Source organism: Tildeniella sp., assembly GCF_059505325.1.
The window spans coordinates 285,508-307,166 of record NZ_JCACKI010000066.1; the positions used below are offsets into that span (position 1 = coordinate 285,508).

Consider the following 21,659-nt stretch of genomic DNA (forward strand, 5'->3'; position numbering starts at 1 on the left):
CCAATCTAGCGCTGCTGTTAAAGGTTTGGCAGGAGAGAAAACCAGCCCGTGAAGTTCGGTAATCTGTCTCGCCTCTGCACTGATACCAATCGCGTTAAACAGGAAAAGGAAATAGAACAGGTAAAGGAAATAGTACAAAAGTATGTATTGGCTCAGTAAAACTTAACACCGTGAAGCAGCGAGATTGCTGTCAAGCGCGTCTCCCCCTTTTGGTAGACTTAAAGACTGAGAACAGGATTTATGAAGCCGCGCAAAATCAAGCAGTTGGAGGATTGACTTCGTGGAGAATACGCTCGGTCTAGAGATTATTGAGGTCGTAGAACAGGCTGCGATCGCGTCTGCCCGCTGGATGGGTAAGGGCGAGAAAAACATTGCCGACCAGGTTGCAGTGGAAGCCATGCGCGAACGGATGAACAAAATCCACATGCGAGGACGCATCGTGATCGGCGAGGGTGAGCGGGATGACGCACCCATGCTTTACATTGGCGAAGAGGTCGGCATTGGTGCGCAAGCAGGCGCCAAGGGATTTAATCCTGATGAACTGATTGAGATTGATATTGCGGTCGATCCTTGCGAAGGTACCAATCTGGTCGCTTACGGACAACCTGGCTCCATGGCAGTACTGGCAATCTCCGAAAAAGGCGGGCTTTTTGCGGCACCCGACTTTTATATGAAGAAGCTGGCTGCACCACCCGCCGCTAAAGGCAAAGTAGACATCAATAAATCGGCGACCGAGAACCTCAAGATTCTGGCTGAGTGCCTGGAGCTGCCGATCGAAGAACTGGTCGTCATCGTGATGAAGCGCGATCGACACACTGACTTGATTAAGGAAATTCGGGACGCGGGTGCTAGAGTCTCTCTCATTGAGGATGGCGATGTAGGTGCAGCGATCTCCTGTGGCTTTGCTGGTACAAATATTCATGCACTGATGGGTATTGGTGCCGCACCTGAAGGGGTCATCTCCGCTGCGGCAATGCGGGCAATGGGTGGGCACTTCCAGGGACAACTCATTTACGACCCAGCGATTGTGAAGACAGGGCTGATTGGTGAGAGCAAGCAGGCTAACCTCGATCACCTCAAGAGCATGAACATTACCGATCCCGATAAAGTTTATGATGCTCACGAGCTTGCGTCTGGCAAAAATGTCATGTTCGCTGGCTGTGGTATCACCTCTGGCAACCTCATGGAAGGGGTACGGTTTTTCCCCGGCGGTATGAGAACACAGTCGCTGATTATTTCCAATGAGTCCAATACGGCTCGCTTTGTCAGCACAATTCACTTGTCTGGACAGTCAAAAGCCGTGCCGTTGCATTAAGTTGTTAGTAGTTGGTTGTTAGTTGTTGGAAGCATTGCCGCTAATAACTAACAACTAACAACCAATCGCTGAGATTCGGTTCACATCAAAAGAGCGCATTTTGAAATGAATATTGCCGTCGTAGGGTTAAGCCACAAAACAGCCCCGGTTGACGTTCGAGAAAAACTGAGCATTCCTGAAACCCTTTATGAGCGGGCGATCGCACAACTTTGTGCTTGTCCTCACCTTGAAGAAGTTGCTGTTCTCAGCACCTGCAATCGTCTAGAGATCTATCTGGTCACGAGTGAGACAGAGCAAGGCATTCGTGACGTGACCCAATTTTTAAGCGATCACAGCAAGCTTTTGCTCCCGCAGCTCCGACCCCATCTGTTTACCCTGCTGCATCAGGATGCGGTCATGCACTTGATGCGAGTGTCATCTGGGTTAGATAGTCTGGTGCTGGGCGAAGGACAAATTCTGGCGCAGGTGAAACACTGCCACAAGCTAGGGCAACAGCATCAGGGGATTGGGCGCGTACTCAATCAGTTGTTTAAACAGGCTCTGACAGCAGGAAAGCGCGTCCGCACTGAAACCAGCATCGGCACAGGCGCGGTCTCAATCAGCTCCGCCGCAGTGGAACTGGCGCAAATTAAAACCCAAAATTTAGCTGCCTGTCGGGTCGGCATTCTCGGCGCAGGCAAGATGTCACGCTTGCTGGTGCAGCACTTGCTATCAAAAGGCGCAGTCAATATCTCGATCGTAAACCGATCGCTAGAACGAGCGCAAGAACTAGCAAAGCTCTTTCCAGACGCAACCCTGCATCTGCACGCCTTATCCGATCTGCCAACGGTGCTGTCAAACTCTGACATCATGTTTACCAGTACAGCAGCTACAGAACCCTTGCTCGATCGCGCCAAGCTAGAAATGGTCTTAGACCCAGCTCAACCGCTGCTGCTGTTTGATATTGCTGTACCACGCAACGTTCATAGCGATGTGAACGAACTGTCTCACGTACAGGCGTTTAACGTGGATGATTTGAAGGCAGTCGTGGCGCAAAACCAGGAAAGCCGCCGTCAAATGGCAATGGAGGCAGAATTGTTGCTGGATGAAGAGGTTGATACGTTTGATAGCTGGCTGCGATCGCTTGAAACTGTCTCTACCATCAGCAGTTTGCGTGAAAAAGTTGAGACCATCCGCGCTCAAGAGCTTGAAAAAGCGCTTTCTCGACTGGGCACCGAATTTGCCGAAAAGCATCAAGAGGTGATCGAAGCCCTTACCCGTGGCATTGTCAACAAAATTTTGCACGACCCGATGGTACAGCTACGAGCACAGCAAGACATCGAAGTACGACGGCAGGCGATGCAAACCCTCACCACGCTCTTCAATCTAGAACCAACCTCAAATAAACAGTTTGGGTAAGATCAAACAGCAAAAGCCCCGATTTCTTGGAGAAGTCGGGGCTTTGCACCGCCTTAAGCTCAAATGCCTACAGCCTGGAAATCGCCTAGAATTCTCACTTCTGGCTCCAAGTGCAGCGACCAATGTTGCTCCACCTGCTGCTGTGCGTGACGAATGAGGCGAAAAATATCGCCTGCCATCGCATTGCCACAGTTGAGAATGAAATTGGCGTGACGCTCAGCAATTTGGGCATTCCCAATCTGGTATCCTTTGAGTCCAACTTGCTCAATCAGCCAGCCTGCTTTGTACCCGATCGGGTTACGGAAAACACTGCCACAACTGGGCAAATGATAGGGTTGCGTTGTGCGACGGTGCTGGTGATGCTGGCTTGTCAGCTCTGTCAGTGCTACTGGATCAAAACCGGGCTGCAACTGAAACGTTGCCTGTGTCACCAACCAATTGCTCCCTTGTAGCGCTGATGTGCGATAACGATAGCGCAGATCTTGCGCGGTCAGCACTTTGGTAGTGCCATTGGGAAGCAGCACACGCGCCTGCACCAGGTAGTCAGCAACGCAGCCACCGTGAGCACCCGCATTCATCACAACAGCGCCTCCAACGGTGCCAGGGATGCCGACTGCCCATTCCATCCCTTTCCAACCGCGATCGGCGGCTGACCATGCCAGACGAGGGAGGGGGTCACCCGCACCCACCGTCACCTGCCCCAATTCTGGGTCAAATTGGGTTTGGCGCAGACGACGAGTGCTCATGACCAAACCAGGTAAGCCGCGATCGCTAATCAGGAGATTCGAGCCTGCTCCCAGAAGCGTCACTGATAAGTCATGGCTTTGTGCCCACTCAAAGCTTGCCTGCAACTCGGTGATTTGTTTAGGGGCAACGTACCACTGGGCAGGACCACCCACACGGAAGGAAGTAAACGCTGCCAGGGGCACGTGAGGCTTGACGATACAGTCAGTGCCAGCGAGTCGAACAGGTTGGGCATCGCTCAGTTGGTTGACATACTTGAGTGGTTCAAAACTCAAACGAGCGGTGCCAGGAATAGCAACTTTAGGGGGATCGTACGAGAGCGTCATGGTGTTAAATCGTTTTTGTGACCCAACCAGTCAGCGCTAGTGGGTGCGTTGGTCTAAAGTCGTAGTGGTAAAGCATGGCGCTAGGCTTGGTTGCACCATGCCTGCGATCGCCCTTGCTCGATGCTCTGATGAAATGCCATCACTTCAGGAATCAGCTGATTGAGGTTTCCTGCTCCCAAAAAGAGCGCAATATCCCCAGGCATTAACAGTTCAGTCAAGCGTTGACTGACTGACGGCAAAGACGGTTGATACTCTACTTGAGGATGGTAGTTTGCAACTAAATCAGCAACCTGCTGACCACTGATATTTCCTGGGTTTGCTTCACCAGCGCTGTAGATGTCACTGATCACCACCACATCAGCATCGCTAAACGATGTGGCAAAGTCTGCTAAAAATGTAAGGGTACGGCTATAACGATGCGGTTGAAAAATAGCCACCACTCGGCGTTTGGAGGAGGAGATACCGCTGACTTGAAGGCGTGCAGCTGACAGTGTAGCTTGAAGTTCGCTGGGATGATGCGCGTAGTCGTCAACAAAGAGGATATCGTTGTACTCACCCCGCCGCTCAAACCGTCGCCGAGCGCCTTCAAAGGTTGCGATCGCCTGCGCGATCGCCGCAAACTCCAACTTCAGTAAGCGTCCCACAGCAACCGCTGCCAGAGCATTGCTGAGATTATGTTTTCCTAACAGCTTGACGTTTAGACGACCCAGAATGACACCCCGCTCCCAAACCCTTGCTGTAGTGCCATCTGCCCGGCAAGTAATACAGTCAACGGTGTAGTCAGCACCCGCATCAACATCTAAGCTGTAGCTGATAGTCGGTTGGAGTTGGTCTCGAACCGTTGCGCAGTCAATACTGCCGATCAGCGTTTGGCAGCGTCCAGCAAACGTTTTGAAAATCGCAATCACTTCATCCAAATTGCTGTAGTGATCAGGATGATCCAGCTCAATATTCGTAATAATGCCGATGCTTGCCGCCATTTTTACTAACGACCCGTCGGACTCGTCCGCTTCAGCAACCAGGTAAGCACCCTGTCCAAGGCGAGCATTGCCTTCCCAAGCGTTAACTTCACCACCCACTACGATCGTGGGGTCAAGCCCTGCTTGCAGCAACATATAGCCAATCATGCTGCTGGTTGTCGTCTTGCCGTGAGTCCCTGCGACCGCAATACTGTCGTATTTTTGCATCAACCCTGCGAGTACATCAGAGCGATGAAAAATAGGGCAACCCAAGGCGTGTGCTGCCAGATATTCAGCATTGGCTGGATGAATAGCAGTCGAGCAGATCACTTGGGGTAGCCGCACGTCTGCCTGATTCGTCGGCGTTTGGTTGCGTGTCGATCGCAGCGATCGTGAACGCTCAGCTTTGATCTTTGCTGGAGCAAGACCAACAGCGGCAGAAGCAAAGGACGCTTGCTCTGACTTTGTAGGCTCTTGAAAAAACTCCAGGTTGCTAGGATCTTGGCTCCAAAAAATATGAGCACCTTCTTCTTGTAGCCGTTGGGTCAGACGGCTGAGATGCAAATCAGACCCAGACACGGGTAGTCCACGTTTCGCTAAGACATAAGCAAGGGCTGACATTCCAATGCCGCCAATACCAATGAAATGAAATGGTCTACCGCTGAAATCGACGGAATCCAGCATTTTCACTCCTCACACACCACACCAATATCTCGCGCTATCATATCAAGGATTATCTTTTCGGGATACAGCTTTTCTATAAATCTCGCAGCTTGACAACATAGTCTCGTATTGCCAGATGAGATTTAATGACTCTAAAAGCTAGATCGCCTGGTGTTTAGAAATCTGCTCCTATGAAATTGGCTTGAATGCTTGGATTGTACCCGCAAACCCGGATTGTCAAACCAAGCATTACGTCAAGAACAATCGATCTATGTATTAGTTACACTGCTGCTGCGACCGCTTCCTGATTAGTAGCAGTAAAATTTAGCCACGATCGTTCTATTGGTTCATCTGTATCGGTACCAACTCATAGTGGTATGTGTCTCCTCATCTAAAAAGGTTGCAACAGTTTGAAGATGTCTAGATTTTAGGTGCCCTATTAAAGATGTCTAAAATTGCCATCTTTGGCGGTACGTTTGATCCAGTGCATTGGGGACATCTTTTGCTGGCGGAAACGGCATTCGATCAGTTCCATCTCGATCGCGTCATTTGGGTGCCCACGCTTCGCCCATCTTATAAAGCGCCTCCACTGCTTGCCTTTGAGCATCGCCTGGAAATGGTGCGACGTGCGATCGCGGCTCACCCAGGGTTTACCGTCTCGGCGGTCAATGGACAGTCGTCAGACAGGTCTTACGCGATCGAGACGTTCAATCTTCTGCAAGCACTCGAACCCAACGCTCTTTGGCATTGGATTGTCGGCAACGATGCGTTTCAAAGTTTGCCTAAATGGCAAGATAGCCATGTATTAATGAAGCAATGTCTTTGGCTAGTGGCACCGAGAGTGTTGGAGGGCGAAGGGAGAGAGGAGAGGCGAGAGGGGAGAGGGGAGCAAAAAGAGGAGCCAAGCTTCCCAGACGGTCAGCCGATGGAAATTAGCATTCAGGAAGACCAATCTACACTCAAAAATCTGCGTGCTTTAACCTCCTCACCTCCTCACCCCCTCACCCCCTTACCCCCTCACCTTTCCACTCTCTCACCCCATCTCCGCTGGTATCCACTACAAATGCCATCTGTAGCGATCTCCTCTAGCTTGATTCGATCGCGCTGTCGGGAGGGACGATCGATTCGGTATCTAGTACCCGAAGCAGTGCATTCTTATATTGTTGGACAAAACTTGTACCAGATGAGTTAAAATACCTACTTAGAGCTTTGATGATACAAATGGTAATCTAAGTCTGCGTTGAGGGTTGCGGCTAAAGTGGTTGTCAGTAGCGCGATCGGGTTGCTAGTAAGTTGCTTGAAACACCGTGATCATAGAGTGAGTGATTGCACTCGTATCCTTAGAGTCTTATGATCAATTTGACTACCAGAAATCTTTTTAACAGATAGAGGGCAAGACGCAGTGATTAGAGTAGCGATTAACGGGTTTGGACGTATCGGACGCAATTTCATGCGGTGCTGGCTGACTCGCGCCAACAGTCAGATCGAAGTCGTCGCCATCAACGACACTTCTGATCCCAAAACGAATGCTCACCTGTTGCAATACGACACCATGTTGGGCAAGTTCAATGCTGACATTAGCGCCGATGAAAACACCATCACCGTGAATGGGCATACGATTAAATGTACGTCCGATCGTAATCCTGAAAACTTGCCCTGGAAAGCGTGGGACATTGACCTCATCATTGAATCGACGGGCGTGTTTGTCAGCAAAGAAGGTGCCTCAAAGCACATTACAGCGGGCGCAAAGAAAGTACTGATTACAGCACCCGGCAAAGGTGATGACGGTACATTTGTGGTCGGTGTTAACCAGCAAGACTACACGCATGAGAATCATTGGGTGATCAGCAATGCAAGCTGTACCACCAATTGTCTTGCGCCGATCGCCAAGGTAATGCACGAAAACTTCGGCATTATCAAGGGCGTGATGACGACAACTCACAGCTACACAGGCGATCAGCGGCTCCTGGATGCAAGCCATCGGGATTTACGTCGAGCAAGAGCGGCTGCCATGAACATCGTACCGACCTCAACAGGGGCCGCTAAAGCCGTTGCGATGGTGCTGCCAGCTCTAGCGGGTAAGCTGAACGGAATTGCCTTGCGCGTACCAACCCCTAACGTCTCGATCGTTGATTTGGTCGTCCAGGTCGAGAAAACCACATTTGCCGAACAGGTGAACGAAGTCCTCAAAGACGCGTCCGAAAATTCGCTCAAAGGCATCTTGAAGTACTGCGACTTGCCGCTGGTCTCCAGTGATCACGCAGGTACTGATGAGTCTTCGATCATTGACGCGGCTCTGACCATGGTTATGGGTGGCGATTTGGTCAAAGTGGTTGCCTGGTATGACAACGAATGGGGCTACAGCCAGCGTGTAGTTGACCTTGCCGAATTAGTCGCTGAAAAGTGGGTCGCTTAACTGCGTCAGCGCTTTGCTCTAAAATAACCGTATCAATGTCCGTTTCTGAATCGGTTTCCCGTAACGTAGTCATAAACTGTTTTCACCGTTGCTTTCACTCTGAACATTCAGACTGAGATCAGCGGTGAAGATTTTTGAGAGGCTGCTTGCTTTTTACTTCAAGCACTCTATAGCGGTTGTTATGTCGCTCTCAGGAACCACGATCGCTGCGATTGCCACCGCTGTTGTCCCTGAACAAGGTAGTGTGGGCATCGTGCGCGTCTCTGGCTCAGAGGCGATCGCGATCGCGCGTACACTCTTCCACGCTCCTGGTCAGCAACCCTGGGAAAGCCATCGCATCCTCTACGGCTATCTGCGTCACCCCAAAACTCAACAGGTCGTAGATGAAGCACTTTTGCTACTGATGCTGGCTCCCCGCTCTTATACTCGTGAAGACGTGGTGGAATTCCACTGTCACGGTGGCATTATGGCAGTGCAGCGGGTATTGCAGCTTTGCCTGGAGCAAGGCGCACATCTGGCACAACCCGGAGAATTCACGCTCAGAGCCTTTTTGAATGGGCGGTTGGATTTGACGCAGGCAGAGAGTATTACAGATTTGGTCGGCGCACGATCGCCCCAGGCGGCTCAAACCGCACTGGCTGGCTTACAGGGAAAACTCGCGCATCCCATCCGCCAACTCCGTGCTAAGTGCCTGGATATTTTGGCAGACGTAGAAGCACGCATTGACTTTGAAGAAGACCTGCCGCCGTTGGATGAGGTTGAGCTTCAAGCCCAACTAGAGCAGGTATTGGCAGACGTGAGTCGTCTTTTGGCAACTGCCGATCGCGGCGAGCTGCTGCGATCGGGTCTGAAAGTGGCGATCGTCGGTCGTCCCAATGTGGGCAAATCCAGCTTGCTCAATGCCTGGAGCCAGAGCGATCGCGCGATCGTGACTGACCTTCCGGGCACCACCCGCGATGTAGTGGAATCGCAGCTTGTGGTCGGCGGCATTCCCATTCAGGTACTCGACACAGCGGGCATTCGTGACACTGATGATCAAGTCGAAAAAATTGGCGTAGAGCGATCGCGCCAAGCTGCCCAGAACGCCGATCTGGTCTTGCTCACCATTGATGCTCAAGCAGGCTGGACAGATGCCGATCAAACGATTTATGAACAGGTACGCGATCGTCCCCTAATCCTGATCCTCAACAAAATCGATTTAGTGAGCGCGTCTTCCCCACACCCCACACCCCACACCCCACACCCCACCGTTAAAACTGCCGCTGCCCTCAACCAAGGCATTAACTCATTGGAAACGGCAATCCTGGAAACAGTTCAAGCGGGAACCCTGCAAGCAGCAAACCTCGATATTGCGATTAATCAACGACAAGCGGCTGCCCTCACACGAGCAAAAGCGGCATTAGAACAAGTGCAAGGAACGATCGCCGATCGCCTGCCCCTAGATTTTTGGACGATCGATCTCCGCAGCACGATTCAGGCGCTTGGTGAAATTCTGGGTGAAGATGTCACCGAATCGGTCTTAGATCGAATCTTCAGCCGTTTCTGCATCGGCAAGTAAGCGCCTTTGAGCGGCTCTAGCTTTGGCATTTATATACTTAACGCACCATGTTATTTGCCCTCATCCCCCAACCCCTTCTCCCTGGGGAGAAGGAGCTTCCGGGTGCCCTCTCCTGTGGGAGAGGGCTAGGGTGAGGGCGGATTGGGTGACGCAAGATATAAACACCCTAGCTTTAGCCTTGCTCTAAACTGCTCAGATAAGCCGCGATCGCAGCATTTGCCAACTGACTTGCGGGTTTGCCTTCTCGCAATGCTGCTTCTTGTAGTCGTGCGTAAACATTCTCTTGAATAGTGACACGGCGACGCGCTTTGTTGGTTGCTTTCAGCGCTTCACTCTGATCGGGTGTAGAAGGCTCAATCGTCGCAGCAGCAACGCTTTCGGGCTGGTACTGAGCAACGTATTGGTGAATCAACGGTAAGCCCACGCGATCGCAGAAGTCACCAAAGCTCTCACCAGGCTGACGAGACTGCTTAAAGTAGACAAAGATCGGCTCGAAGGCAGTTTCTAGCTCGTTGATGTGGAGCTTTTCTAAATACACCTGCGACAACCGCGTTTGGTTCGGAGCCGCGCCCAACCAGATCTGGTACGTGTCAGGACCATTGCCGACAAAGCCAAGCTCTGCCAGATACGGACGAGCGCAGCCATTGGGACACCCCGTCATGCGGGTGATGAAATGCTCGTGCTCTAGCCCAACACGATCGAGCAGGGCACGGATGCGATCGAGAATGGCAGGAATTGCCCGTTCGGATTCTGCGGTTGCCAGCCCACACGTCGGCAAGGCAGGACATGCCATTGAGTAACGCACCAGCGGATCGATTTCCTCTACACCCTGAATACCACAGCGAGTCAGGATTGTCTGGATTTGGGCTTTGTTTGCTGGGTCGATGTTGTAGAGGATTGCGTCCTGGCTGGGCGTTAGCAGCATCGGCAGATTGAACGTCTGCACCAGCTCTCGGATCGCTGTTTTGAGTTGCAAGCTACCCTCATCTTTAACCCGTCCATTTTGAATGGAGATGCCGACGAACAGCTTGCCATCGCCCTGTTCGTGCCAGCCAAGAAAGTCGAGATACTTAAACTCAGGCAATGGCTTGAAGGGTTCGATCGGCTTGCCAAAATAGCTTTCCACCTTCTCGCGGAAGCGTTCAACGCCCCAATCTTCGATTAGGTATTTCATCCGGGCATGGCGACGATCGGTGCGATCGCCATAGTCGCGCTGAGTGGCGACGATCGCCTTCATCAAGTCATACACATCGGCTTGAGAGACATAGCCGATCGGGTCAGCGATCCGAGGAAAGGTTTCTTCTTTGTTATGAGTGCGTCCCAAACCGCCCCCTGCAAACACATTGAAGCCTTCTAATTCGCCTTGCGGGTTCGTCAGCACAACCAGGCTGACATCCTGCGAGTAGAGATCAACCGAGTTGTCTCCCGGTACAGTGACGCTGATTTTGAACTTACGCGGCATGTAGTGCTTGCCGTAGAGCGGTTCTTCCGGCTCATGGAAAATGGTGCCGTTGCCGTTACGTTGACGGGCAGCGATGACCTCCGGACTTTCTTCTGCCGAAATTGCCTTCTCGCCATCCAGCCAAATCTCATAGTAGGCTCCTGTTTGAGGCGTTAGCAGGTCAGCAATGTTATTGGCATATTCGCGGGCGTACTCGTACTCCGGGCGATTTCGGTAAGGCGCAGCAGGAGCCATCACATTACGGTTGAGGTCGCCACAGGCACCGAGGGTGGATCCCATGCTGTGAACGATCGCCGCGATCGTTGCCTTCAAATTGCGCTTGAGAATGCCGTGAAGCTGAAAGCCTTGGCGAGTCGTTGCCCTCAGCGTGTGGTTGCCATATTCATCCGCAAGGCGATCGAGCGTCAGATACAGCTCTGGCGGAATGTAACCACCAGGGCTACGCGTCCGCAGCATCATCTGATAGTCCTTCTCCTGTCCCTTCAGCCGATTGTCCCGGTTGTCTTGCTGGTAGGAACCGTGGAACTTCAGAATTTGGATCGCGTCCTCAGTGAAGTGTGTTGTGTCTTGCAGCAGTTCAGACGCAACGGGTTCGCGGAGAAAGTGGCTACGGTCTTTGAGACCTTCAACTTTGGAGGGTTTGCGAACAGTAGCAGACGTTTGAGTATTAACCATCAGAAGGGCGACAAAAAAGAGTCAACTAATTACCAAAGCGATCGCGGGAGTCATTGCAATTCCCAGCAAGTCGGTCGGAATCGTGTGAATATTACACAATCCTATCACTGCTTCACTGACTCGCACAGGCTCCAACCGTTTCTAACCCAGTTGAGACGTGATGATTTGAGCAGTCAGACTTCAACGATTGTAACGTTGATCGCCCATAAATTATCGCCCACAGACCGAAGCCCAGGGCGATAAAGGAGCGTTCTTGCAGACGTTGAGTGAGCCTTCACTGGATGCGCTTATGGCTCAATGGAACGGTCTTTGGGTGCTGGGGGAAGCTGAGCGATCGGACGATCGATCTCATCATCGTCTTTAATCGTTTCAGAGGCTTTGTGTAGCAAAGCACTCAGCAGATTCCGAACTTTGTGCTCTCGACGAGCCAAGGCAGCACCAGCCTCACCAATTTGCTGTTCCAACTGGGCGAACTTTTGGTCAGCCTGACCCTTCACAGCTTCGGCTTTAGGGCGCGCCTGACTGTACCAGTGCTTAGCATCGTCTAAATGCTCTTGTGCCTGCCCGTAATACGACTCAGAGCGTGCAGCTAGCGTCGCGCGCAGGATCGCTGCCTGAGCTTGCAGTTGAGCGTAACGTTTTTTCAACAACGATGCTTCTTCGCTGTTCTGGGCAGTAGCAATCGCCTCTTCAACCAATGCCCTAATTTTGTCCGGTGCAGTGTTGGCAGCTTCTTGAACACCTTCCAAACCAGTCGTAATTTCCTGCTCTAACGCCTCTTGCTGCGCTGAAAGCTTGGTTTGCAGCCGTTTTACTTCTGCTTCAGTTTCAGCGATTTTTTGCTGGCGAGCACCACTGATGCCATCGACAATGCCATCGATCGAGGCAGCAATTTCGTCTTTGGTTTCCTTGCCGGTTTCTTGCAAACCTGCGATCGCAGACGAGAAAACATCCTTCACGCTCGAACGAAAGTCGCTGGAGCCTTCTTTGAACTCAGCCGTGACTTGCGAGATGGCAGCACGAACAATTTCGCGGATGCGATCGCTCCGTACTTTTCCGACTTCTTTGACTTGCTTTAGTTCCGTTGCAAGCTTATCTTTCACTGGAGTAGACATGGTTACAAGCTCCTAAATAAGTGGTATGAGCCAGATCAAACGTGCATTCAGCTTCAAAAAACTTGCGAACCTTTATCTAGAACTGTGCTCAAAAGCTGCGATCTTAAAACTGCGCTTTTAGCATCGTTGTCTGACTGCTCCACTCCATCCTGACAAAAGCTACCGCCGTTAACGTCCCTCCTGCGGTAGGAAATCTACACCAAGACGAGTAGTAAAAACCGAAGAGGTTTCCACGGGATGACAAAACTCATCTCGCAAGGTGGTGATTAATACCATTTCACTAAACTGTGTCTACACAGGCAAGCTTCGGCTGGCGATCAGCGGTCAGCGGTCAGCGGTCAGCGGTCAGCGGTCAGCAATAAGAACGAATCTGTAGGGCGATTTTTTAGAATTGGTATAATGCCTCAATAGCATAGAGGGCGCAAAGATCAACTCTCTGCGCCCTTCACGTGTTGGGATTAAACTAGCCAGTCAGTTTCAGAACAAAAGCGGCATCGACTTGCTATGCACTAGAAGCGGTAACCTACGCCTGCCTGAAAGCTTACAGCATCAGCAGGGCTATTTTTGTACGCATCAATGCCCCACTTGGCATCGCCGTAAACAACGACGTTTCTGCCCAATCCGGCTTCAGCTCCAGCAGTAAGAACGGGAGCATTCTTGTTACCTAATGGCGATGGCTTACCTTCTTTATCGGCAAAGGAATAGCCAGCACCAGCGTAGAGGTTAGCGTTGCTAGAAATGGGTAGATCGTAGGTTAAGAGAGGCATAATCGCGGCACTTTCGCCACCAAACAAAACAGCACCTCTAACAGAAATGGGTGCGTTGGGAATGGCAAAACGACCCTGAATGTTGCCGCCAATGGTAGCCGCATCGCCACTTTGTCCACCGTTCGTAACGCCAGATGAAACACCCGCCCCAATGTAGCTGTCGTTAAAAGTAATGGGTTGGGCAGAAGCGTTACCAGCAAAGAGAACGGCAGGCGCGATCGCCAGTGCTGACAGAGCAACAATGCCGACAGGCAGAGCCTTACGAATGGCTGCTAAAAGAGTTTGAGAGAGTAGCATGGTAGAGTTCCTCACAGGAATAGGTTGTTTAGTCCAGCTAAAGTTAAAGTCGAAAAACGTATCAAGTATGTTCCAGAGATTGTATCCAAAAAATGTCGCACAGAGTAGCAGGATAAAAGTGCTGTGTGCAGCTTTGGCAGTAGAAAAAGCGATTGAATCTTTTCTACGTGTGAACTTCGCCAAAAGAGTAAGGCTCACAATTTAAAAAGTTAGAGCTAGCTAACCCTTCTTAATCTGATATAGCGGTTTACTGGAATCGATCGCTGCTTAAAAGGGTCTGTTTTGCAACTGTCACAAATAGTTTGGGTATAAAAAGCAATTGTTTCACTAACAGTAACATCTCCCGTTAAATGATTCATCCAACAGGATGTAGCGATCGACGATGACCTAGTGCTAAGAAATCCCTGTTTTAACCAAAGAGCGTCCTGAATACCGCTTTTTTCATGCTGCTAATTTGCTATCGTGCTACGTAGCCCAGTGCAAAGCTTGCTTGCTTCAACGGCACGCTATGTGTGAACGGTTTGTTCGGGAGCATGTCACCTTTGCGCCCTCACCCTTTTCTTGTATGCCGTAGGCTTTAAGCCCTCTCCCTGTGGGAGAGGGACTTTGAATCTTGCTCCCTTCTCCTTGGGGAGAAGGGCTGGGGATGAGGGCAAAGGCAGCAACTTACGAAAGTGACATGCTCCCGGTTTGTTCTAGGGCGCGTCATCAATTAGCTCCAAAACCTTGCGGTATCGGCATAATCGCGCCCGCCCCTAGCCACCAGGCTAGGGGCGGGAACCCTTGCTGCAAGTCATGGGTAGTTGTAATTGATGACAGCTCCTAGCAAGGGGCGCACGATCGCGCTCAGATAGCGCTAGTCTCTAGCGGTAACACAACCGTAAACGTCGAGCCAGCGCCCACGTCCGAGGTGAGGCTGATTTCGCCTTGTAGCAACCTCACCATACGCGCCACGATCGCCAGCCCCAGTCCAGTGCTGTTGGGGAGCCGATCGAGTTCAGATGGCAGCACTTGAAAGAATGGTTCAAAAATGCGAGACTGATCGGCGCTCGCAATGCCAATGCCCGTATCGCTCACCGCGATCGACCACCAGCCATCCGAGAGCAAACGACATTGTAAGGTTACACTGCCTGCCTCAGTGTAGCGAATGGCATTGCTCATGAGATTGAGCAGGATTTGTTGCAGGCGTAGTGAGTCGGTGACCACGCGATCGGGTGCCTGTTCATCATCCAGCACCAGTTGTAAGTTGGTAGACGTTGCTAGCGGCTGTATGACCTCCATTACCGTTTGAATAATGCCACGTACATCAGTCGGCTCTAGCCGTAGCGTCATCTGACCCGCTTCATACCGCGAAAGCTCTAGAGTATCGTTGATCAGACGCAAAAGCTGGCGGCTGTTGCGCACAACGCGCTCAATGTGTTCCAGGCTATGAAGTGTGTCGCGCACGACGGGCTGACGCTGCTGGCGCAAAAACAGCTCAGAGTAGCCAATGATGGAGGTTAACGGCGTTTTCAGCTCGTGTGCCAGCACCGACAGATTCTCCTGACTAGACTGCACTAGCCGATCGAGTTCTTGATTCGTGAGCAGCAACTGTCCCCGGAGGTTGTCTAGTTCTTGCAAGCGTTCAGTCACGTAACTTTTAAAGCACTGAGCGATCGCCCCATCGACCACCGTATCAATGAGAGTAACCGCCCGCAGCACTTCTTCAGCCGAGCATTGCAGCAAATCGGTGCGGAGAACCTGGATAATTTGCGATCGCAGCAGATGATATTCGCGCGCAATTTCGGTCGGGTCAAAGCCCTGTCCTGCACGCAGCGCGCCATGTTTGAGGCTTGCTTTGATAATGGTATCAACATCATTTTCTTGCGCTTCTGCCAGCACCGTTGCCAGCGCTGCGAGAATGTGGGGAATGTGATCCCGAATCGCAGTCGGTGAAAGGTGATCAGCACTTTTAATCTGTTGATCCTGAGATACCGCCTCTACCCATTGGTCTGTAATGGTTTGCGATCGCTCGGTGAGCAACTGGCTCAAATCAAGGATCGGTGATAGCTGAAAAAGAGTCATACAGGCTCCCCATTAAACGCGAATCTTGTCTTTCGGGGACAACACCTTCAGAACAATCGGCATACGCTCGTCCCTGGGGCAGACATCTATTCTACCTCAGGGCTGATCTTTAAGGTTGCAGCGTCTGCGTTCCCCTTCTATCGTCACCTGCTTCACTCAAACGGTCATACCGACGCACCAAGATTTAGAAGTCAGATTTCAAGAACATGAACTTACAATAAGGATCCGAAGAATGGCTGATTCTGCCACATCAGACCTGAGTTTTGCGGCAACTGCAACGCTTGTAGCCTCAGCGAAAGCGCGAAAGCAGCCCGCTCTGGTTAGAACATTCTGTCCTGAATATCTGTGCTTTCAACTATTATTTGTCGATCGCCATGTTGAATCGTTTGAAAATTGGTTCCAAAATTGGAGCCAGTTTTGCACTTGGATTACTCTTTTTTGCAGTACTCTCGGCAATCTCTTACCGCAGCACCAATCAACTGATTGAAACAGCTAAGCATGAATCTCACACCTATGAAGTGATCGGTGAGCTTAAAGATTTGCTGTCTCAACTCAAAAGTGCTGAAACGGGACAGCGCGGCTACCTGCTGACAGGCAAAGACGAGTACTTACAGCCTTACAACGCAGCGATCGATACTCTAGATGGCAAGCTCAGAGGGCTGCGAAAACTGACGGCAGACAATCCGATGCAGCAGAGCAAGCTGGATGCTTTGGAACCGTTAGTGAACGCCAAAATGGCTGAACTGAATCAGACGATCGAGCTACGCCAGCAGAGAGGGTTTGAAGCCGCACAGAAAGTGGTGCTGACTGACCGAGGCAAGCAGTTCATGGACGACATCCGCAAGGTGCTGGCAGAGATGGAAAGCGAGGAACGATCGCTCCTGCAACAGCGATCGCAAGCCGCCGCGACTGCTGCCAAGCAAACAACCGATAGCGTGACCTATGGCATTCCCGTCTACTCGCTGCTGTTGGTTCTCCTTGGCTGGGCGTTATCACGTCACATTTCACGACCGCTCAGTCAAATCTCAGAAGTCGCCGATCGCGTTGGAGAAGGCGACTTGGACGTGACTGTGCCGCTGAGCGATCGTCAGGATGAAATCGGCATCTTGACGCGCACCTTCAATCAGATGATTACCAATCTGCGAGATACCAATCAACGCAACGATGAGCAAACCTGGCTCAAATCAAACCTGGCAGACTTCGGTCGAATGCTTCAGGGTCAGCGCGATCAAGAAGCCGTAGCGCGTCAGATTCTCTCCAAGCTGGCACCCCTCGTTGGCGCACAGCAAGGCGTTTTTTACCTGATGGACACCGATACTAATCCACCGCTGCTAAAACTGCTCAATAGCTACGCTCATCAAGAACGTAAGCATTTGGCAAACCAGTTTCGTTTGGGTGAAGGACTCGTAGGGCAGTGCGCCCTGGAGAAACAGCGTATTTTACTGACCAACGTACCCAGCGACTACATCCGTATTGCCTCTGGCTTAGGCGAAACACCACCCATCAACATCGTGGTCTTGCCCATCCTGTTTGAGCAAGCGGTTACTGGAGTGATGGAATTAGCGTCGCTACAGCGGTTTAACGAGGTTCAACTGATGCTGTTAGAGGAGGTGAGCGAAAGCATTGGCGCAGTACTCAATACGATCGCCACTGATCTGCGGACGAACGAACTGTTGCAAGAAGCTCAAACGCTAACCGAAGAACTCCAGCAGCAGCAAGACGAACTTCAAGAAAGCAACCGCTTGCTAGAAGAACAAACCGAAATGCTGCAAACATCGGAAGCGCAACTGAAGGAACAGCAGGAGGAAATGCTGCAAAACAACGAGGAGTTGCAGCAGCTAAACGAAGAGTTGGAAGAAAAGGCGCAACTGTTAGCAGAGCAAAAGCAAGAAGGCGAACAGAAAAATCAAGCCATTGAGCTGGCAAGACAGGCGATCGAAGAAAAAGCCGCACAGCTCACCCTCAGCTCTCGCTACAAATCTGAGTTTCTCGCCAATATGTCGCACGAATTGCGAACACCGCTCAACAGTTTGCTGATTCTGGCACGTCTGCTAAGTGAGAACGGCGAGGGTAACCTGACAGATAAACAGGTGGAGTACAGCCGCACCATTCACGCCGCGGGTAGTGATCTGCTCGAACTCATCAACGAAATCCTCGATCTAGCAAAAATTGAATCGGGCACGGTCTCGCTAGACATTGAGGCGCTACGGTTTGTTGACTTGCAACAATTTTTAGAGCGGACGTTTCAGCAAGTGGCTCAAGATGCAGGGCTGGACTTTCACGTTGAACTTGCCCCAAACTTACCTCCAGCGATGCTGACCGACCCAAAACGCCTCCAGCAAATTCTGAAAAACCTCTTATCAAACGCCTTCAAGTTTACAGAGCGTGGCAGTGTCACAGTGCAAATTGCGCCGAGCGATCGCCCACCTCTATTGGCAGCAGATTCAGTCTCTATGCTTACCTTCGCTGTCACCGATACAGGCGTTGGTATTGCGCCTGATAAGCAGGCAGTCATTTTTGAAGCGTTTCAGCAGGCAGATGGCACCACCAGTCGCAAATATGGCGGTACTGGACTGGGCTTATCAATCAGCCGCGAACTCGCTCAACTGTTGGGTGGGCGCATTGAATTAACCAGTCAACCCGGACAGGGCAGTACGTTTACGCTGGTGCTGCCGATCGAGGTGAGGAGTGAGGGGAGAGGGGAAAGGGGAGGGCGATCAGCCGTCAGCGATCAGCCGTCAGCTATGAGAACGATCTCAAAAACACCCCTTCCTTCTCACTCCTCACTCCACCGCGAAGCGGAAGCAGGCTACACTCCTCACCCCTCACCTCCTAATGAAGTGGATGACGATCGCGCCCTGATTCAACCGGGCGATCGTGTGTTGCTGATCATTGAAGATGATGTTCACTTTGTGCGCATTTTGATGGATATGGCGCGACAGCAGGGTTTTAAGGTGTTGGCTTCGCTTCGTAGTCAGCCAGGATTAGTCCTGGCACAAACGTTTAAGCCTGCCGCCATTATGCTCGATCTGCGTCTGCCCGATATGGATGGCTGGACAGTGCTCGATCGGCTGAAGCATAATCCAGAGACGCGCCACATTCCCGTCCACATTCTCTCGGTGGATGATGAGCAGCAGCGCAGCTTACAGTTGGGCGCGATCGCCTACCTGCAAAAGCCCATCTCGCCAGAAGCACTCACACAAGCGCTAATGGATATCAAAGGCTTTGTGGAACGCCAGGTGAAGAACCTGCTGGTGGTGGAAGATGATCCCGTGCAGGCACAAAGCATTCGAGCGCTGATTGGCAATGGGGATGTGTCTACAAGCGTTGTTGGGACGGGAGCCGAAGCGCTAAGGGCGCTGCAATCGAGCCTCTTTGATTGCGTGGTGCTGGATCTAGGCTTGCCTGATATGTCTGGCTTTGACTTGATCGAGCAAATTAAACAGCAGCAGCAGTTTGCACGCTTGCCCATCATTGTCTACACAGGTAGAGAGCTAACGCAGCAGCAAGAAACGCAGCTCAGACGACTGGCAGAAACCATCATTGTCAAAGATGTGCGATCGCCCGAACGCCTGCTTGACGAAACCGCTCTCTTTTTACATCGTGTGCAGGCAGCACTGCCAGAGTCGAAACGGCAAATTTTGGAGCAATTGCACCAGAGTGATCCGGTGCTGGCACATAAAAAAGTGCTGATTGTCGATGATGATGTCCGCAATATTTTTGCGCTCACCAGTCTTTTAGAGCGCTACCAGATGCAGGTGTCGTATGCCGAGAATGGCGTTGACGGCATCGCAGCACTCCAAAATCATCCTGATATTGATGTCGTCTTGATGGATGTGATGATGCCAGAACTGGATGGCTATGAAACGACGCAAGCCATTCGTCGGATCGAATCCTTTCGATCGCTACCCATCATCGCGCTTACGGCAAAGGCAATGCAGGGCGATCGGGAAAAATGCCTGGAAGCAGGCGCATCAGACTACATCACTAAACCTGTTGATACCGAACAGCTTCTATCGCTGCTACGGGTATGGCTCTACAGCTAACCAACCATTTGACTGGCAAACACTCTAGCGTTTTTGCTGGTTGCTGCTTCGACTTTTTACCACTTCTCCATCAATTTCTGTGGCTTTGATCTTTTCGTTATTTTCTTTGGCGTGTTCAAATGCAGCTTGAGCCAACTCCTGCCGTGACCCTGTTGCCTCGGCTGCTCGCGCATGGTTGTAGGAAGCGATCGCGTGGCTTTGAGCCGCTTTACCAGCAACCTCAATCGCTACACCACGTTCATCCTGCTTACGGCTGAAACAGTCGTCAGAAAATGTTGCTATAGTAAAACATTTGCCTAGCCATCGTCTACCTTTAGATAGTGCTGAAGGCAGAGCCAAAACTGCTATGGTCGGTTGACATGGCTATAAATCTGTCTTAAGCAGTAAGTCTTAAGCAGTGAACCCCAAAAGGCTACAGCTTTGGAGTCAATAATTTTGCCCTTAACCAATGACTCCATTCAATCCTAATTTAGAAGATATTGAGGTGCAGTTGCTTCTAGAGGGCGTTTATCGGTACTACGGCTTTGACTTTCGAGACTATGCACCGTCATCAGTGAGGCGGCGTGTTCGCAAAATCTTAGCGGCAGAAGGACTCACCACTATTTCAGCCCTGCAAGATCGCCTTCTGCATGATGTCGCCTGCTTGGAACGGTTCTTACTGGGGCTAACGGTAAACGTCACCTCTATGTTTCGTGACCCTGGTTTCTTTGTGTCCTTTAGAAAAACGATTGTCCCGCTGCTACGCACCTACCCGTTTATTCGCATCTGGCACGCAGGCTGTTCGACGGGGCAAGAGGTTTATTCGATGGCAATTTTGCTACAAGAAGAGGGATTGTATCACCGCTGTCGCATCTACGCAACGGATACGAATGAGCTAGTTTTACAAAAGGCAAAACAGGGCATTTATGCGATTGAACTCATGCAAGAGTACACGCAGCTTTACTTAAAGGCGGGCGGTATGCGATCGTTCTCCGAATACTACACTGCTGGGTACGGCAATGCGATTTTTCGTGCTTCGCTGAGAGAAAACATCGTCTTTTCGCAACACAATTTAGCGACTGACAGTTCGTTTAACGAGTTCAATGTCATCCTTTGTCGTAACGTTTTGATTTATTTCAACCGCACGTTGCAACAACGGGTACATCAACTGTTTTACGATAGTCTCTGTTCGTTTGGTGTGCTGGGATTGGGACAACGAGAATCACTGAAGCTATCGCCTTACGAACCATGTTATGAAGAAATTGCGAAGGGGGAACGGCTCTATCGGAGGTTGGACTAATGCCCTTTGAACTGGTTGTCGTTGGCACCTCTTTGGGTGGCTTATCGGCGCTTAGAGTGCTGCTTGAAAGTTTAGTAGAACCCTTTCCCGTAGCGATCGCTGTTGTACAACATCGGCATAAAGAATCTGGCAACCTGATGAGTAGATACATGCAGCAGTACACAACGTTACCCGTGCTCGAAGCAGAAGATAAAGACGAGTTGCTGCCGGGACATGTCTACGTAGCTCCAGCCGACTATCACTTGCTTGTAGAACGAGGATACATGACGCTCTCGGTTGACGAACCAGTTTGTTTTGCACGTCCCTCTATTGATGTGTTGTTTGAGTCAGCGGCGGATGCCTATGCTAATCGTGCGATCGGTGTCATCTTAACGGGGGCAAATCGTGATGGCACTAACGGGCTGGCGCGCATCAAAGCGTGTGGGGGAGTGGCGATCGTTCAAGACCCGGCAACGGCTGAAACGGGCATCATGCCCCAAGCCGCGATCGCAGCCACAGCGGTCGATGCCGTCTTGCCGTTAGCAGAGATTGCGCCCTACTTAGTCAATTTGTTATCCCGTGTGCGGAGTTAGTGG

Annotated in this window: 15 protein-coding genes; 8 read left to right on the forward strand and 7 right to left on the reverse strand. The window is 51.2% G+C overall.

Annotated elements, in window-relative coordinates; genetic code table 11:
• The first annotated feature begins 280 nt into the window (after positions 1-280).
• Together glpX and AC5JO6_RS24425 are read left to right on the forward strand one after the other, a co-directional pair.
• Entirely contained in the window at positions 281-1,315 is a 1,035-nt protein-coding gene (glpX, locus tag AC5JO6_RS24420) for a class II fructose-bisphosphatase (protein ID WP_496083642.1), read from the forward strand.
• A 105-nt stretch (positions 1,316-1,420) separates the two neighbouring features.
• Positions 1,421-2,713 (forward strand): glutamyl-tRNA reductase, encoded by a 1,293-nt coding sequence (locus AC5JO6_RS24425; RefSeq protein WP_496083643.1) that lies wholly within the window; start codon positions 1,421-1,423, stop codon positions 2,711-2,713.
• Positions 2,714-2,772: 59 nt separating this feature from the next.
• On the opposite strand, the gene murB is transcribed toward AC5JO6_RS24425, so the two are convergent.
• Both murB and murC read right to left on the reverse strand, forming a co-directional pair.
• Positions 2,773-3,783: a UDP-N-acetylmuramate dehydrogenase gene (murB, locus tag AC5JO6_RS24430; protein WP_496083644.1), complete on the reverse strand. Its 1,011-nt coding sequence runs from the start codon at positions 3,781-3,783 to the stop codon at positions 2,773-2,775.
• Between the two features lie 80 nt (positions 3,784-3,863).
• Positions 3,864-5,426, reverse strand: coding sequence for a UDP-N-acetylmuramate--L-alanine ligase (gene murC, locus AC5JO6_RS24435; RefSeq protein WP_496083645.1), 1,563 nt, complete (start codon positions 5,424-5,426; stop codon positions 3,864-3,866).
• 424 nt (positions 5,427-5,850) lie between these two features.
• Between murC and nadD the strand changes: the two genes are divergently transcribed.
• The 3 genes from nadD to mnmE all read left to right on the forward strand — a co-directional run bounded on the left by nadD (position 5,851) and on the right by mnmE (position 9,379).
• Positions 5,851-6,597, forward strand: coding sequence for a nicotinate (nicotinamide) nucleotide adenylyltransferase (nadD, locus tag AC5JO6_RS24440; protein ID WP_496083646.1), 747 nt, complete (start codon positions 5,851-5,853; stop codon positions 6,595-6,597).
• Positions 6,598-6,807: 210 nt separating this feature from the next.
• Positions 6,808-7,821 carry a type I glyceraldehyde-3-phosphate dehydrogenase gene (locus AC5JO6_RS24445; protein WP_496083647.1) on the forward strand — a complete coding sequence of 338 codons (1,014 nt, stop codon included), beginning with the start codon at positions 6,808-6,810 and terminating at the stop codon, positions 7,819-7,821.
• 181 nt (positions 7,822-8,002) lie between these two features.
• Positions 8,003-9,379, forward strand: coding sequence for a tRNA uridine-5-carboxymethylaminomethyl(34) synthesis GTPase MnmE (gene mnmE, locus AC5JO6_RS24450; protein ID WP_496083648.1), 1,377 nt, complete (start codon positions 8,003-8,005; stop codon positions 9,377-9,379).
• Positions 9,380-9,551: 172 nt separating this feature from the next.
• Here mnmE and sir read toward each other — a convergent pair whose 3' ends face one another.
• The 4 genes from sir to AC5JO6_RS24470 form a co-directional block, all read right to left on the reverse strand.
• Positions 9,552-11,516: a sulfite reductase, ferredoxin dependent gene (sir, locus tag AC5JO6_RS24455; protein ID WP_496083649.1), complete on the reverse strand. Its 1,965-nt coding sequence runs from the start codon at positions 11,514-11,516 to the stop codon at positions 9,552-9,554.
• Between the two features lie 287 nt (positions 11,517-11,803).
• On the reverse strand, positions 11,804-12,631 hold the full coding sequence (locus tag AC5JO6_RS24460; protein ID WP_496083650.1) for a histidine kinase: 828 nt from the start codon (positions 12,629-12,631) through the stop codon (positions 11,804-11,806).
• 509 nt (positions 12,632-13,140) lie between these two features.
• A complete protein-coding gene (locus tag AC5JO6_RS24465; protein WP_496083651.1) occupies positions 13,141-13,695 on the reverse strand; it encodes an outer membrane beta-barrel protein in 555 nt (184 codons plus the stop codon).
• 846 nt (positions 13,696-14,541) lie between these two features.
• Positions 14,542-15,759, reverse strand: a complete 1,218-nt coding sequence (locus AC5JO6_RS24470) for a sensor histidine kinase (RefSeq protein ID WP_496083652.1) — start codon at positions 15,757-15,759, stop codon at positions 14,542-14,544.
• Between the two features lie 374 nt (positions 15,760-16,133).
• On the opposite strand from AC5JO6_RS24470, the gene AC5JO6_RS24475 reads away from it, so the two are divergent.
• On the forward strand, positions 16,134-19,805 hold the full coding sequence (locus AC5JO6_RS24475) for a response regulator (RefSeq protein WP_496083653.1): 3,672 nt from the start codon (positions 16,134-16,136) through the stop codon (positions 19,803-19,805).
• 24 nt (positions 19,806-19,829) lie between these two features.
• Here AC5JO6_RS24475 and AC5JO6_RS24480 read toward each other — a convergent pair whose 3' ends face one another.
• Positions 19,830-20,144, reverse strand: coding sequence for a hypothetical protein (locus AC5JO6_RS24480; protein ID WP_496083654.1), 315 nt, complete (start codon positions 20,142-20,144; stop codon positions 19,830-19,832).
• 109 nt (positions 20,145-20,253) lie between these two features.
• Here AC5JO6_RS24480 and AC5JO6_RS24485 point away from each other — a divergent pair, with 109 nt between their 5' ends.
• Positions 20,254-21,084 (forward strand): CheR family methyltransferase, encoded by an 831-nt coding sequence (locus AC5JO6_RS24485; RefSeq protein ID WP_496083655.1) that lies wholly within the window; start codon positions 20,254-20,256, stop codon positions 21,082-21,084.
• The gene (locus AC5JO6_RS24490) at positions 21,084-21,656 is read left to right on the forward strand and encodes a chemotaxis protein CheB (protein ID WP_496083656.1); all 573 of its coding nucleotides are present in this window, start codon (positions 21,084-21,086) and stop codon (positions 21,654-21,656) included. The genes AC5JO6_RS24485 and AC5JO6_RS24490 overlap by 1 nt, the downstream gene beginning before the upstream one ends.
• Positions 21,657-21,659: the final 3 nt, after the last annotated feature.